Below are 15,120 nucleotides of genomic sequence, written 5' to 3' on the forward strand. Positions count from 1 at the left end.
AATTTCATTAAGCACATATTTTCTTTTCAAATCGATTAAACTTTATTTTGGCCGCACCATTTCTGTTTCTTCAATCATTTGAGGAAGCGATTTTCGAATTATTTCCTTTAATACATAAAGAGCTTCATTCACATAACCACCCTCAAAACCCTCTAAAGGCTCAGGTAATTCATCTTCATCTAAAATAAAATATTCTCCGCTTGGAAGTACCAAAATATCAATAATTAAGTCTTCAAATGACACTAGTTTGTCTGTAATTTGCGTATTTTTCACAATATTAAAATAAGAACCTAAATACATTCCATTCTTATCTCTCCAAATGTATAAATTGTACGGACGATTTTCCCAGTAGTATGCAATGGTGTAACTTCCTTTTGGGATTGTTAAACTCGCACGATGTGCAGTCATTGTAAATGAATACTGAACCTCATGAAATAACACGATACTTTGCAGCTGCTTTTCAAGTAATAAGCAAGTGTGATCTACTATGGTCGAGTCATACCGGATTTTTCTTTCTACAATTTTACTTTTAAGTGTTAGTAATTTATTCATTCTTTGTTTCCCCTTATGCTATTTCTAGTCTCAATTATATCCGTTTATATAGTGATAAAGAAGTGTTTGATCTCCAGTTACACAATAAAAACTCCCTCTTATTTTAGAAGGAGTTTTTTACTGTCCATGTTTCATATTTTTTCACTTCTAATGGAAGCTCATTTGTTTTCAGCCACTCTACTGCACTACATACAAGCGGAGATGAATTGTCTTCTGTAATGTTTTCGATAGGAATCCATCTAGCTCCTAATGAATCTTGTTCTTCAAATTGCTCCGGTACTACGAATTCACCTTCGCGCCTTTCAACACCGTAGAAAACTGCAATATGATGTACATGTGTGTACTCCTTAAATTTTGATGGAAATTGAAAATCAATTGTACCTATTTGTTTTACTACCGTTACATTTAGCCCAGTCTCCTCTTTAATCTCTCTATGAAGTCCAGCTAATATTGATTCTCTATCTTCTAAACTACCACCAGGCAGATCATACCGATTTCTATATGGCCCTTTAATTTTATCAATTACTAATATGTGATTGTTTTCGATACAAATGCCATACACACCAAACGCACGATGAAAATTAGTAGCATTATCCACGTTTCAACTTCTCTGTGACCATATCATAAAATCTCCGTTCCTCATCAACATTTAAGTGAACACGGCTTACTGTTTTAGAAAATCCATATAACAATTGCGCTTTTACATGCTCTTTTAGTGTTATTTCAAATGTTGGAGGTTCCTTTATAAATTCCATCACAGTTGCGTCAAGGACCTCTTTCTCTTTCTTTAAAGATTCTCCTTTATAAAACACAATTGTATCGATGCGTGCAAATGGTATAATAATTTTCTTTCCTAATCCGATTTGAATAATTATTTGTTCTTCTGTAATGATAATCGGATTTTTACGCATTGCTTGTATTTCAGCTAAAAAATAAAACATTGCATACACGTTTAAAATAAGCAAAATCCATGCTATTACTGGATTCCATTGATGAAGTAAATAATGAAAACCGATACTTTCTATTAAGGTCGCATGGATCATCATGATGTATACACCTATTGCACCAGTCTTTTTGTGATATGAGTATACGCATTCACCTTTTGGTACTTTTTCATGCCACGATAAAAATGCATAATAGATTAACTTACACTCTGTTACAATGATATCTACTAACTTACTTCTTTTCATAGTAGCGTCAAACGCTGCATCAATTGCATAAGAAAATGAAGAATACTCACTTTTATATTCTTTATATCTTTTTATTATGTTAGGAAGCATTCTAACAATTTTATATAGAAGGAATAACTCTAAGCAAACAAATGCAATTTCTCCCGCAACAATAATATAAGAAACATATGAAAAAGATTGTAAATAGTCACTTGGAATAATAAATCTTACAAAAATATAACCAGCTATTACAATAGGAAATATATACGTTAACGAGTATCTTTTTCGAATAATAAAGAAATACGTGATGATTGGAATTACAAACATACAATCTAATAATGACCCGAGAACTACTTCTTTCGGAGCATCTGGTACAATCGGAAGAGCATACAATAAATAGTTTGATAACAAGATGAAAGATATTAGTCCAAACCAAATACCCGTTCGCCTTCGTGATAGTCCGACATTCATACGTTCACCCTCTATTTAAAAACCTCGTCTAAATGGTCTTTATAAAATGAAATGGCACGTTCAAATTCTTTTACTTCCTCTACTTTCAAAACTGTTTCAAGTAATAATTTCATTGCGGATTCATGATCGTTTACGTTATATTTTGCTAATGACAAAAATACTTTTATCGCATCATTATCCGGAAACTGCTGCAAACCTGTTTCTAAAACTGTAATTGCTTTATCATACTCACCTATACAACGATATGTACTGCCTAAACCAATATAAGCACCGCAAAGTGACTCCCCTTCAAGTCCGTTCGCAATTGCTTGTTCATAATAAGGCATAGCTTCCGTTTCAAGCCCCATTACATCATGTATCCAAGCACATTGATAAAGTACTTCTGCATCCCTCGTAAAATTTGTTAATCCGATAAGTATCTCTCTAGACTGTGCATATTTCTTTTCATTTCTAAGTTTTATAGCTTGCTTTAATAAATGTTCCATAGAATCCACTCCTGACCAATTATTCTATGTACCCATCTTGAATGGTTAACGTTTAATATTCGTGTAAAAGTAAAATTCCCATAAATTAAAGTTTCGCTTACCTATATATACTATGCGGATTCACTCTTATCCAAATACTTAAAATTATAAAGCAGTAATGTGATTACATAGTACTTCTAACCTTTTGACAATTTCTTTCGCTGTTTCATCTTTCCCATTACATAACTTCTCTTTACCGTCTTGTCCAATTACGTAGTGTACCGCTCCGCGCGAATATAAAGAATGTGGTGAATTTGCAATCATTACGTTTGCTTTTGCTTCTGCCATTCTATTTTTCGCTCTTTTAAACAGTTCTTCTTCATTTATATCGCTTTCAAGTTTAAAGCCAACGAGTACCGTTTCTGAATCCCACTCTTTTATTTGTTTTAATACTTTTGGAGCCTTTTGAAAATGAATAATTGGCGCTATATCACTTGAAATTTTCCCATTCATATCAAGAGTATTTCCATCTTGATCACAAATTTTGTCTACAATCCAATCTGATCCAGCCGCTGCCATAATAACCGCATCGATTTTTTCATATGTAATAATACTTTTCATTTTATCTTGTAAATCAACAATTCCTTCAAATGGGTGTAATTCTAATTGATTATTTATATCTTTTGGTTTCTCGGCAAAATAACCGTGTAAATATATAACATGTGCCCCTTTACTTATAAGCTCTTCGGCAATTATTCTTCCAATAGTTCCTTTTGCCATATTCGTATGACCACGCACTTGGTCCCATTTTTCTAAACAACCACCACTCGTAATTAATACCTTTTTCCCCTTCATTGTAACCATCCCTTACTGATTTTTCTTACGAAACCATTCTGTTCCAAAGTCAACGATATCTCGTTGTTTCATAAGTCGGCACGTTGCATTTCCTATTTTTCCATTTGTTACAGTTCCCTTTTGTTCAAACTCGACACCGATTTCTACAAACTTATCAGAATCGTAATCCATATCAAAAAACTCTTTCCATACTCTTTCCCCATTTTCTATAATAGGTGCCCCCACGTTTATTAACTCACATACACCAGTACGTACTTCAGATAAATGTACAGACGTATTGGAATCATATCCAACACCAATTAATAATACGTATCCGTCTAAATCGTATATTTTTCTTAATGGAGATTCCTCTCCTAAACTCATTGATAGTGACTGATTCATCGTTATTTCTTCTGCCTGCTTTCCCCATGCAGCAAAACTTCCTAATGGATGGTTGCTGCGTACTACATTCGGATATGTACGAAAACATTCAACTACTTTTCCCATTGCCCTTGTTGGTGTTATATGTGGCTCAAATGCCGGGACGTTATCCCGAATGATTTGCCACCATTCTTCTGGTACAGGTGGTCTTGACCAATGTTTCGGATCAGATAAATCCGAAGATTGCGTTGGCATAATAATTGTACCCTCTTCCGTAATCACTTTCATTAACGCCTCTACTACAGCAACTGCTCCGCCAGATATCCAGCCAATAGAACTTAATGAAGAATGAACGATTATTGTCATTCCTTTTTGGACTCCTAATGCTTTTAGATCTCTTATAATCGTTTCAATGGTATTCGGAGATTGTGTACTTGCTACTATTTCATTCATTTTCATAACGGTTCCCCCACTAACCCTATATATTTAAACTTAAACATAAATATATATTATCATATTTTTCTCAATTTTTAACTTAATCATTTTTTCATATTTATAAAATATCGAACTATAAAAACAAATTGATTTTTAAAATATATAGCACGAGGCTTTAGCATATCCTAAAAATATATAGATTTTATCAATCAACAAAATATTTTTCAATTTTTAAAATCACCCACAAATATAATATTAAAAAAGAATCACATATTATAATAGTGATTCTTTTTCGACAAGAGAACAAATACCTCGTTTTAACAATAATATGAGATATGTAAATTCGAAATGTGTTTCTTATATATAGTTTTTACTCATATAAAAATTTATAGATTTACAGATTGGAATCTTAATATTCAGGAATATGCGTGGTTATTTTTGTCCTTGTAGTTGCTCTACTATAGTTTTTGCCTGTGTATCAAGTCTCTGGGCCGCTTCACCAATACCATTGAATTCATGAACTGCTTGTTCTATACATGAGTAACTTTCAGTAACACTCTTTTCTGATTGTAGAGTCCCTGCACTAATCTTTTGTACCTGCTTGGTTATATTCTCTACATTAAAGTGTACATCTTTAGTTACGTTTTTAACTTTATTTGCTAAATTACGAACTTCATTTGCAACAACATTAAAACCACTACCATAAGTACCCGCATGAGCGGCCTGAATTCCAGCATTTAAGGCTAATAAATTAGTTTGTGTGGCAATTTCATTAATCGTTTTCACCATGTCGCGTATAATATTAGTTTGTTCGTTAAGCTCTTGTAATAATTTCATATTGTCATTCGTTTGTTCAACTATTTGTTTAATGGCCGCGGAAACCATATGACTACGCTTAATCCCTTCTTGCGCACGTTCCTTTAGATTTTCCGCCATCTCTTGCAATTCATGTGTTACCTTTGCCGTGCCATCTTCACGTGCAGTAATATCTGTAGCGACTTTAATAACCGCTTGAATCTCTCCATTCTTATCTATAACGGGGGTATACGTCGCTTCTAGCCATATAGTGTTCCCTTGTTTCGTAATTCTCTGTATTTTCCTTTGAAATGAGACTCCATTCCGAAAATTTCTCCAAAAGATATCATATTCTGGACTTTGAGCAAACTGTGCAGTACAAAACTGGCGATGATGACTGTTTAATAGTTCATCCACTTCATAACCCATTGCATATGCAAAATTATGATTTGCCCAGATTACTTTTCCATAGGGATCAAACTCAATCATAGCTAGTGAACGTTCTAATGCAGCAAGTACCTCCCCTTGATTTAATACTTGAGTACTAAGTGAAGTAGTTTTGGAAATATAATCACTCTTCATATGCTTCTCCCCATTTCAAAAATAAATTAAATATCATCGTATCTCCCATCGAATATACCACTATCAAATTATACTAATATTCATATAATTTGTCCCACTTTAATTCGTATATATCAACGATTTTTAATAATATTTTTTCAAAATAAAAAGAGCACTTTTAATTTCAAAGTGCTCTACCATAAAGCTATTCGCGTAGAATTCCAAAAATAGAAAATAACACCAAACGTAATGAACTTCCTTAATCAAAACTACTTTATAAATATCTTATCGAAACAAGCATTTTCACAAAATAAAATACGTTCAAGCAACTGCTTTATTTTTATACGATAAAAACATACTATTTCACCTATTACAATTATCTAGTACTCACGTAAAATAATTTGAGAAGCATAAGACTTAATATACCTCCTATTTAAATTTCCACATAGCATCTTTTTAATGCTAGATATAAGATGCGTTCACCAATTATAAATTCATTTATATGTAACTAATTATTTGATCAATTTTTGAAATAATATATTTGTTCTTGTAATGCCCTTTTTTCATATACTTCTTATCCTTCAATCGTAACCCCCGTAAACATCGATAAGTTTCCCGTTATTTTCTCACCTACACGTAAAAATAGCCCTGCGGCTCTTCCGCTTATACAATGAGAGCCAATTAATAGTTTACCAGTATACGGACCATCCCACGTGTCAATTGTATAGTCAGGCATTTCTATATATTGCTGATATATTTTCCGTTGTTCAAAGTAGTACTCTGTTTTATCTTCAGCTAATAATTCATCATTTTCGTATATAGATACCCCTCCACCTTCACGGCCGTATAAAGGTTTAGAAACATATGATTCATTTTTTTCTATAAATGTTTTATTTGTAAAATATGTTGGTAGGAAGTATTTCTGAATGATTCCTCGCTCTTCTTCCTCAAAGAAAACTTCCTCTTCATAAAGTTGCCAAATTAATGCGAGTACACTTTTATTTTGCATAAGAAAAGCAGCCGGTGGATTTATGATTTTCACTCTTCCTTGCGCTATATGATCTAAAAATTGGAGTCCAATTCTTTTTCCATTTTTATCGGCATCTAAAACTAAATATTCAATTGGATATAGTCTATATAAATAATGGATTCGTTCACCATTTGGCGTATATATACCATCATCTGCCACGACGATATCTTGTATACCTATATAGTTCGTTGATTGATCTAAGCAATAGCTTTTTAAAAATCGAACTGTTTGATGATCTTCATCGTGCCAATCATAACTAGTAAAATATATCGTCTCTTCAGGACTTATATTATAGTCATGTTTAATTTGTTCCCATGCCTGCACAATATGCTCTTCTATATGATTCGGATGGTTCACATCATGATAACGGCACAAAACTTCGTTTGCGACAGACGGCTCTAAATAACCTGTTGGTGTATCACAATTTACTTCTATTAACTTTATATCTTCACCATTTACGATAAAATCAAACCTTGTAAAATATGAAAATAAACCAATATGTTTCATTCTCACAATTTCCCACGTTTCAGCTGGAAATCCTAGTTTTTGAAAATCTTCTGTCGTATTTACAATATATTGATACGTTCTATATAATACATACATAATTTCCTCTGTCGCTTTTGAAATAGCAGTATATGTGTTTACTGGCATACGATACATACCCGTTGCCATATATTGATTCCATTCTTCCTTCTCTAAAAGGCTCGGCCATGTAAATCCATTCCTACCAGCCTCTTCCGCAAGTGAAAACCATACTTTCATATACTCTTTCTGCTCTTGTTCTGTATACATAACTCCATTATCCTTTCATTTTATGATCCCGCTGGTGCTTTTGCGTTTCCAATTCCACTGGAACCAGGATTCACTTTCGGCGTTTGTGTCGTAGATGATTTCGGCGTATTTGTATCTGGCGTCACTTTATTTGAGGAATTTGGCTGTTGTTTATTTAAATCCACTTTATTGGAAGAGTTATTATTATTACTGTTAGTGCCGCCGTAATATCCTCCACCACCGCTGCCACCAGTTCTACTTTGGTCTTTTTCACGATATGGAATAATGTTATTTGTATACGGTTTCTTCATTACATTTGATTTTGCTGTATAATTCATATTTGGGGTTCTGCTTGCTAATAAATATCCTGCTACGAATGGAAGTATTGGTAAATGTGAATTTTCATTATACGATGAAAATGATGGATTATTTTCTTTACATAACTCATCATTTTCTACATTTTCATTAGTAGGAGTTTTATCGTCACAATTTAATGTTTCTTGTTCATTCTCTTGTTTTCCACCATCTGTTTTAACAGCAGTACTTTCTTTCTGGGCCGTTTCTTCTTCATAATCTCCACAGCCCGTTAATAAAAAAGATGACACTCCTATTGAAGTAGCAATTTTTATAAATTTACTTTTATCCATTCTCATGTGTTATACACCTAATTTCTTTTATCTATATTTTTCCAGATACCTTTATTATATAATGTAATTCTTACTTTTTTCAAACTATACTCAATATGTATATTTACATATTTTTAATGCTATTCTTCCAGATAGCATTGAAACCTTTCGACTCCCGGATAGCTTTCTCCTAAACTTTTAACCTGAAAACCAATTTTCTTATAAAATTCTACTGCCTCTTTGTCTGTCTCTGCTTCTACATAAGTCAATTGATGTAGTCTTACTACTTTCTTTATCATTTGCAACGCAATTCCTTTATAACGATATTGTGGAAGGACTGCTATATGGCAAATTCTCGCTTTATTTGCTCCGATTATTTCAATACCTATACAAGCCTCTTCTTCATATTTGTACAAAGTCCCTTTATTACTTTGATAATATAAAACTGCTTTCTTTAAGCTAGCTTCACTTGGCCCGACTGCATACTGTAACACATTTAAAATTGGATCTTTCTCAATTTGTTTCACGCGTTGCAAATTCATTTCTACATCCCTTTCCATGAAAAAAGACTAGCTCTTTCTATAAAGAGCTAATCTCATTACGCCGTTATTTTTTCTTCTTTTTTCACAACTACAGCCACATAACTATGTAGTATCATCCCAATAATAACTAGGCTCATACCAATCCAAGATAAAGATGACGGAATTGGCGCAGATAACAAGATGAGCTCTCCTGCTAGCGCAAATAATACTTCACCAGACTGAGTTGCTTCGACTGTTGCTAGTTTTTGTGGATCATCTTTTACAAGATCTGTCGCAAAGAAGAATAATACAGTCGCAATTAAACCTGAACTAACCGCTACTATAAAACATTGAAAAACTTGACTACTTGACGGTAGCCCGCCTGTTGATGCTTCATAACCAGATAGTAAAAACCAGAATGGCAGGCTTGCTAATGTCATACCGAGAACTCGCTGGAATACATCTAACTCCCCTTTACAAACTTGCATCATTTTTCGATTTCCAAGAGGATACGCAAACGCTGCAATAAGTACAGGAACGACACATAAAACGGTTTCACGAATTCCTAATGAAGAAGCATGTTCTATTTGCATGAGTACAACACCGCATAAAATAATGCCCGACATAACTAATTCTTTCATTGGAAGTTTTTTATGTAATGGATCCACTGCAAAAAATGGTGTTAACAAAATTCCTGCGACGATTGTAATTTGCCATGTTGATGCAACAAGCCAACCAGGTCCAAAAGCTCCAGCAAAACTAAGCGGAGCATAAAAGAGGCCAAATCCAACGATACTCCACACTAACCATTCTTTCGGATTGTTTCTCATATATTGAAAGAGTTGCTTTAAGTTTCCTCTATACATGACAATAAGTAAAAGCATTGGAACCATAAAGTAGTACCGTAATGAAGCACTCCAAATCCAGCTTCCACCTTCTAAGTCCATCGCCCGGTTTAAAACGAAGGTAAAGGCAAAGAAAAATGATGCCAATATCCCTATTGCAATAGCTTTCATTATAAAACCCCTTGTTTAGTTTCTTCTTATACTATACAACAAATTAAATATAATTAAAATTCGAAATCTTTATCTCGCATCTATTCTAGCTTTAAATAGTCTTCTTAACTGACTAATATGAGCTTGATGGTACCGATTATGATCAGCTATATGCCATATCCCCCACCTTATAGTCGCATTTTCTCCCTTTTCATAAAAAACTTCCCGCGTTAAATCGTGTTCTGTTAGTTTCATACATTCCTCATATAACATACATTGCACAGCTTCATAATCTTGCATTAATTGTTGCAGCGTATGTTTTCTTAAACTTGGCAGTTCTCCTACTTCATTTAACATAGGTCCATATATATTTTCAAATGTCAGTGGAACTGCTTCTCCTTTTAAGCGGTACACCCAATGTAAATCGACTACTGCTAAATGTTGAAGTAGTTGTCCGATGCTATTTTCATTATTTTCTGACCCTTCAAAAGACAGTTCTTTCTCATCAATACCTTCCACTAACTTTTGCAATCGTTTAAATGTATCCGTAACCGTCGCATACAAAATCGCTACTTGCGGATTCATATTTTTTTCTAAATGGAAATCTTTCATGCTAAACTACCTCTCTTAAAAGAAAAACACCATATGTTCATCATCACTATACACACCGTTCATTTTTATAGCTCTTTTTTCAATTCCATACGTTTTAAAACCCATTGATTCATACAATTTTTTTGCTGGATCGTTTGTGGACACAACACCTAATGTCAATTGTTCCAAGTTCAGTTCTCTTGCTCTTTCAATTGCCTTACGTATTAACTCACGTGCAAGACCACTTCTTCGATTACTTGCATCTACATACATCGCAACGATATGACCTTTATGTTTATACGCATCTTTCTCTTCTGTTAGTAAAGTAACAACTCCAATTAATTGATGCTCTTCATTAAAAGCACCAAATGTACAACTAGTAGTAGCTGTTAAATTACTTTCCACTCGCCTAATAGGATTTTCCTGACGAATCGCCTCTTCATAAGTTGTTACAAATGCCTCTGGATTTACTTGTAATGCTTGTAAACGTAAGTCCCAATATTTATTCGCGTCTTCTTTCGTAAGTAATCGAATCATATTACTCCATCCCCTTTAAGTTAACATAATATTTTTATAAGACACTATTCAAAAATTCGTATTCTTCCCTTAACATACTATAACGATAACGATGAATGAACTTCCCTTGACGTAATCGATCATTTCCCATTAGCCCTTCACAAACAAAACCAGCCTTTTCATAACTCTTTCTAGCTTGAAAATTATCTTCATCTACACGTATCCAAACTTTTTCTAATTCAAATTCGTAGAATGCTAGATGTAACATACTATATAGAGCCGCTATTCCATACCCTTTACCCCAGTATTCTTTATCACCAATTGCGATTCCCAGTTCCGCATTTTTATTTGTTTTATCAAAGTTTTTAAGATCTACCCATCCAATATGTATGCCGTGCTCTGCAGTGATAGCTCTTTGTTCATAGCCATTTTTCCGATTTATACATGCTTCAATCCATTTTTTCGTTTCTTCACGAGTAAACGGCGGATATTGATCTGTTACAACTAGATGTTTTGTTACTTTGGTATCTAATGACCATTGAAATCGATCTTCTACATCGTCTAGTGTCAATTCCCTTAATTGAACGAATGGTACATTCATTGTGCTATCCCCTTTTTATTTTCCTATAGAAAATCCTTCGAACATTCTTCCTCCATACTGTTCTAGCGTTTTTTCTACAAAAGTAATTAATTTACTTTTCTCTCCTGTTGTATAAAAATGATCAAACGCCGCTACAAATTGATCTGCATATTGATCATCATATCTTCTAAGTACCCTTATAAACCATTTTGAATTTCCAAGCCATTTCCCATTTACTCTTAATACATATTCATGTAATAAATCTGCTAATAAATTCGCGATAAACAATTCTTCTTCTCTTTTTGATGCACCAATAAAATCATCCAAAGTATCCGTAATAAAATACCGCTTCTGCTGCATCATTTCTTCAGTCCATTTAGCTGGTCCTTTATTTAGTAAATCATTTGCTTCTCTTTTTAATTTCTCAACACTTTCATTTTCCCCTTTTAATACAATTCCCTCTGAAACTAATTGTGGTAACGAAGGTCTTCCGCGATCACAATCCATTTTAAAAAAGGTTTTATACGTTTCAAAATTATGTACAAATACTTCGGCTGGCCATCCATTACTATAGAAAGATTCTCTATAACAAGATGACAAACTACAATCAATTATTACAATGTCCAGATCAGATGTTTTTGTCGCTTCCCCTCGTACAACGCTTCCTCCCAGTAAAGCTACATCACAATTCGGAAATTGTGATGTAATTATGCTTTGTGCCGCTTCCATTGGTTTCATAGCCATTCTCCCATTCTTATTTCACTTTCTTTTTTTCAGCTCTTTCTTTTGTTTTTTTTATATAGGCTTCTGCATCAGGTGTTTTACATGACGTTACACCGTGATCAACTTCTACTTTTCCTATCACGCGTGCAGTTTCAATCGCCTGTCGTTCCAACCTTTCATTCCGGACTCCTATTGCAATTAAAGCTCTATTCATCGCTTCTCTTTTACGATTTTTTTCATTATGTATATAAGTTTTAATCTCTTCTAGATACGGTAAAAAGAAGTCATCATGTAACGTTTTATTTTTAATCGTGATATTCGCTAATAATGACCAACCTGCTCTTCCGATCCATTCATCATCAGACTTTGTCCATTCTTCCATTCTTTCTATCGCGATTGGCGATGTACAAATAGCGGTCATCAAAACGTCCATTAAACAATAATAATCAACTTCCTTTACCCATTTATTTAGCTGTTCTGTCGTAACTTTCTTCGGATCTAAAATCATCGTCGCTAAAGTCATTGCATCCATATTTTTTGTTTCCCATAATAAAATTGCTAAATCATGATCTTTTTTTATCTTCTTTTTTAACAATTTTAAATTGGCAAAACTAACTCCGAATAGTGGCTCTTTCGCTCCGTGGTTCTTATACGTTTTACGATTTTGTTCTGTTCCATACTCCTCTAGTTGCTGCATTACTTCCTCAAGTAACATATGCCCACCTCTTTATCTTTTATGTTGATTTCATATGTGCATGTACGATATATTCTACATTACTTTTTGGTTTTCCTATATGTATTTTTAAAATACGGTATGTGAAATTTTATAGATGCGTTTTAATGTAACAGACACCCTCTTCGCTAGCATATTCTGTATACAATACCCTACTAACTCACTCATTGGATTTACTATATATATGAACCAATTACATGCATTTTCATTCAATTCTTATTTCATTTTAGTAAACCTGTAAAATAATAAAATCTTGCATATTTTTGGACAAACTTTTTTGCGCTTGTAAAAAAGTTTTTTTGCAATTACCGCCCTATAATTGCTAATATAGTAGAGTAGAACTTTTATAGAGAGAAGGAAAATTATGCACAATGGAATTCGAATGACAACTTTAGTAAAAAGGGCTATGTTAGTTTGCGCGGGGGTATTATTTACTTACGAAGCCGCTTTTGGATCAGTACATACTGCTCTAGCAAGTACAGAGGATGAAACAAAATCTGTTCAACTTGTAAGTGAAATTCAATCATCTCTTGCACCGAAAGAAGCTCCAAAACAATATAATGGGCAAGTTAGAAAAGTAGCTTACTTAACATTTGATGATGGTCCTGGAAAATACACAGCTGAGCTTTTAGATATGTTAAAAAGTGAAAATGCAAAAGCAACATTTTTCCTAATTGGTTCAAACGTAAAAGCATTCCCGGAACTTGTAAAACGTGAAAATGCTGAAGGCCACTATGTTGGGATGCACAGTATGACTCATAACTACAAGAAGCTTTACACAGAAGGTCATTACGTTGATGAAATGAAAGAAGACCAAGGCTTAATCGCCGGTGTTCTAGGAAAATCACCAGTATTAACACGCCCTGCTTACGGCTCAATGCCAGGATTAAACGAAGCTCTTCGCAACAAAGTTGTTGAGAACGGACTAAAAGTTTGGGATTGGACTATCGATTCATTAGACTGGAAATACAACAAAATGCAAGTTGATGCTGCATCAGCTAAAATTGTAGAAAACGTTCTACATGGTGCTACAAACCCAACAGAAGTTATTCTTATGCACGACATTCATCCACAATCCGTAAAAGCAGTACCTGGAATTATTAAAGGACTGAAGGAAAAAGGATATGAATTAGAAGCCTATAGTGAGAACGAACACTTCCCATTAAACTTCTGGCACGATAATCGTATGTAATGAAAAGACTTGATTTCCTCTAGTAGGTTATCAAGTCTTTTTTTATCGTTTTGGGAATTTCCTTTGTTGCTCTTCAATAGAACGAATAATATTCTCCCTATCATCTTGAGTTATACCGATAGAAAATTCGTACTCTTCTTCCTTACGCCATGCGGGGTTAAGTTCCAGCGATAAGCGAATAACAATGTTAAACTCCCCTGATTTTTCCCCCATAAATTCAAACGCTAAATTTGGTTCTATGAAATCTAGTTCGTTATATGTAGGATTTGGTAAAGATTCAAACCATTTTATCATGTACTGTAAGTCGTATGTTTGTAAAAAAGGATCCATCGTTTCAAAAACTTTATTTTCTTCTGATAGTTTCGCTTTTACCATTAGCCAATTTCTATCACACTCGTCTTTTGCATCTTTAAATTGGTAATTTACAACCTCTAAATGTAATGCTACTTTTTCATTTTTAAAATTCATAAATATCCCCCTTCTTTCTTGGAATCTTTCGTTTTATAAAATTGTATTAATTCCGATCCTTAAAATCATTACCCTTTATACATGAAATATATTTGATTTGCTATATAATCCGAACTAAAGTGCAGTCCATTCCTTATCCACCACATAATGATACCTACCAAAGAGGCTGTCTTAATATCAACTGCAACATAATCATCAGGTAACTTCTTGTTTGTATTCCCTCTTCTTGTTTCTATTAATTGCTTTAAAAATAAAAACAGTTGTTCCTCAAATTGATTCATTTTAAATAATATAAATAAAAAATTCCGGTGGATATATAAATAATCTAGAAATTGTGTTAGCTTTTGTTTTTCTGATAAATCCTTTGCATGTATTAAATCAACAATTTTATTAGAAAGCTCATTTAAAATCTCGTTAGTGATTTGGTCTAGTAAATCTTGAATATCTTGATAATGTAAGTAAAATGTTGTTCGATTTAATCCTGCTTTTGTTGCGATTTTCTGAACCGTTAAGCTTGAAATAGTAGGATTCTCACATAAAAGAGAAAAAACAGCATTTTTAAACATTTCTCTTGAACGAACTGTACGCGGATCATCTTTTTTAAGTGTAGACATTTTGAAACTCCTTTATAGATTTTCTCTTTACTTACTCGACAGTACATATCTAATCTGTCGAGTAGTGAACATTTTCATCAAAACTGTTCATGGTCAGA

The 15,120-nt window shown here is 33.6% G+C and carries 19 protein-coding genes; 1 reads left to right on the plus strand and 18 read right to left on the minus strand.

The genetic code is table 11. The features are described from left to right. Window positions 1-42: 42 nt before the first annotated feature. The 16 genes from KZZ19_RS14190 to KZZ19_RS14265 all read right to left on the minus strand — a co-directional run bounded on the left by KZZ19_RS14190 (window position 43) and on the right by KZZ19_RS14265 (window position 12,730). Complete coding sequence (locus KZZ19_RS14190) at window positions 43-552, minus strand: DUF402 domain-containing protein (protein WP_237980187.1); 510 nt, start codon at window positions 550-552, stop codon at window positions 43-45. 103 nt (window positions 553-655) lie between these two features. After that, the gene (locus KZZ19_RS14195; protein ID WP_237980185.1) at window positions 656-1,150 is read right to left on the minus strand and encodes an NUDIX hydrolase; all 495 of its coding nucleotides are present in this window, start codon (window positions 1,148-1,150) and stop codon (window positions 656-658) included. Continuing rightward, window positions 1,143-2,192 carry a hypothetical protein gene (locus tag KZZ19_RS14200; protein WP_098342022.1) on the minus strand — a complete coding sequence of 350 codons (1,050 nt, stop codon included), beginning with the start codon at window positions 2,190-2,192 and terminating at the stop codon, window positions 1,143-1,145. The genes KZZ19_RS14195 and KZZ19_RS14200 overlap by 8 nt, the downstream gene beginning before the upstream one ends. 11 nt (window positions 2,193-2,203) lie before the next feature. Further along, a complete protein-coding gene (locus tag KZZ19_RS14205; RefSeq protein ID WP_140392476.1) occupies window positions 2,204-2,677 on the minus strand; it encodes a tetratricopeptide repeat protein in 474 nt (157 codons plus the stop codon). A gap of 144 nt (window positions 2,678-2,821) precedes the next feature. Continuing rightward, window positions 2,822-3,511 carry a phosphopantothenoylcysteine decarboxylase gene (locus KZZ19_RS14210; protein WP_237980183.1) on the minus strand — a complete coding sequence of 230 codons (690 nt, stop codon included), beginning with the start codon at window positions 3,509-3,511 and terminating at the stop codon, window positions 2,822-2,824. A gap of 12 nt (window positions 3,512-3,523) precedes the next feature. Next, window positions 3,524-4,324 carry an aminoglycoside N(3)-acetyltransferase gene (locus KZZ19_RS14215; protein ID WP_237980492.1) on the minus strand — a complete coding sequence of 267 codons (801 nt, stop codon included), beginning with the start codon at window positions 4,322-4,324 and terminating at the stop codon, window positions 3,524-3,526. 414 nt (window positions 4,325-4,738) lie between these two features. Next, on the minus strand, window positions 4,739-5,683 hold the full coding sequence (locus KZZ19_RS14220) for a methyl-accepting chemotaxis protein (RefSeq protein WP_237980181.1): 945 nt from the start codon (window positions 5,681-5,683) through the stop codon (window positions 4,739-4,741). Between the two features lie 553 nt (window positions 5,684-6,236). Continuing rightward, window positions 6,237-7,484: a glutathionylspermidine synthase family protein gene (locus KZZ19_RS14225; RefSeq protein WP_237980180.1), complete on the minus strand. Its 1,248-nt coding sequence runs from the start codon at window positions 7,482-7,484 to the stop codon at window positions 6,237-6,239. A gap of 20 nt (window positions 7,485-7,504) precedes the next feature. Continuing rightward, on the minus strand, window positions 7,505-8,116 hold the full coding sequence (locus tag KZZ19_RS14230; protein WP_237980179.1) for a hypothetical protein: 612 nt from the start codon (window positions 8,114-8,116) through the stop codon (window positions 7,505-7,507). Window positions 8,117-8,229: 113 nt separating this feature from the next. Further along, entirely contained in the window at window positions 8,230-8,631 is a 402-nt protein-coding gene (locus KZZ19_RS14235; protein WP_237980178.1) for a GNAT family N-acetyltransferase, read from the minus strand. A gap of 56 nt (window positions 8,632-8,687) precedes the next feature. Beyond that, on the minus strand, window positions 8,688-9,626 hold the full coding sequence (locus tag KZZ19_RS14240; protein WP_237980177.1) for a DMT family transporter: 939 nt from the start codon (window positions 9,624-9,626) through the stop codon (window positions 8,688-8,690). 69 nt (window positions 9,627-9,695) lie between these two features. Then, complete coding sequence (locus KZZ19_RS14245; protein WP_237980176.1) at window positions 9,696-10,217, minus strand: DinB family protein; 522 nt, start codon at window positions 10,215-10,217, stop codon at window positions 9,696-9,698. A gap of 15 nt (window positions 10,218-10,232) precedes the next feature. Continuing rightward, entirely contained in the window at window positions 10,233-10,733 is a 501-nt protein-coding gene (locus KZZ19_RS14250; RefSeq protein ID WP_237980175.1) for a GNAT family N-acetyltransferase, read from the minus strand. Between the two features lie 34 nt (window positions 10,734-10,767). Next, the gene (locus KZZ19_RS14255) at window positions 10,768-11,313 is read right to left on the minus strand and encodes a GNAT family N-acetyltransferase (RefSeq protein ID WP_237980174.1); all 546 of its coding nucleotides are present in this window, start codon (window positions 11,311-11,313) and stop codon (window positions 10,768-10,770) included. Window positions 11,314-11,328: 15 nt separating this feature from the next. Continuing rightward, window positions 11,329-12,030, minus strand: a complete 702-nt coding sequence (locus tag KZZ19_RS14260; RefSeq protein ID WP_237980173.1) for a nucleotidyltransferase domain-containing protein — start codon at window positions 12,028-12,030, stop codon at window positions 11,329-11,331. 16 nt (window positions 12,031-12,046) lie between these two features. Continuing rightward, window positions 12,047-12,730: a DNA alkylation repair protein gene (locus KZZ19_RS14265; RefSeq protein WP_237980172.1), complete on the minus strand. Its 684-nt coding sequence runs from the start codon at window positions 12,728-12,730 to the stop codon at window positions 12,047-12,049. Between the two features lie 382 nt (window positions 12,731-13,112). Between KZZ19_RS14265 and KZZ19_RS14270 the strand changes: the two genes are divergently transcribed. Beyond that, window positions 13,113-13,940, plus strand: a complete 828-nt coding sequence (locus KZZ19_RS14270; RefSeq protein WP_088096745.1) for a peptidoglycan-N-acetylglucosamine deacetylase — start codon at window positions 13,113-13,115, stop codon at window positions 13,938-13,940. A gap of 42 nt (window positions 13,941-13,982) precedes the next feature. On the opposite strand, the gene KZZ19_RS14275 is transcribed toward KZZ19_RS14270, so the two are convergent. After that, a complete protein-coding gene (locus KZZ19_RS14275; protein WP_237980170.1) occupies window positions 13,983-14,408 on the minus strand; it encodes a WapI family immunity protein in 426 nt (141 codons plus the stop codon). A 68-nt stretch (window positions 14,409-14,476) separates the two neighbouring features. Beyond that, window positions 14,477-15,022 carry a TetR/AcrR family transcriptional regulator gene (locus KZZ19_RS14280; protein WP_237980169.1) on the minus strand — a complete coding sequence of 182 codons (546 nt, stop codon included), beginning with the start codon at window positions 15,020-15,022 and terminating at the stop codon, window positions 14,477-14,479. Window positions 15,023-15,120 lie beyond the last annotated feature (98 nt).

Origin of the sequence: Bacillus thuringiensis (assembly GCF_022095615.2) — a bacterium.
Lineage (GTDB): Bacteria > Bacillota > Bacilli > Bacillales > Bacillaceae_G > Bacillus_A > Bacillus_A cereus_AG.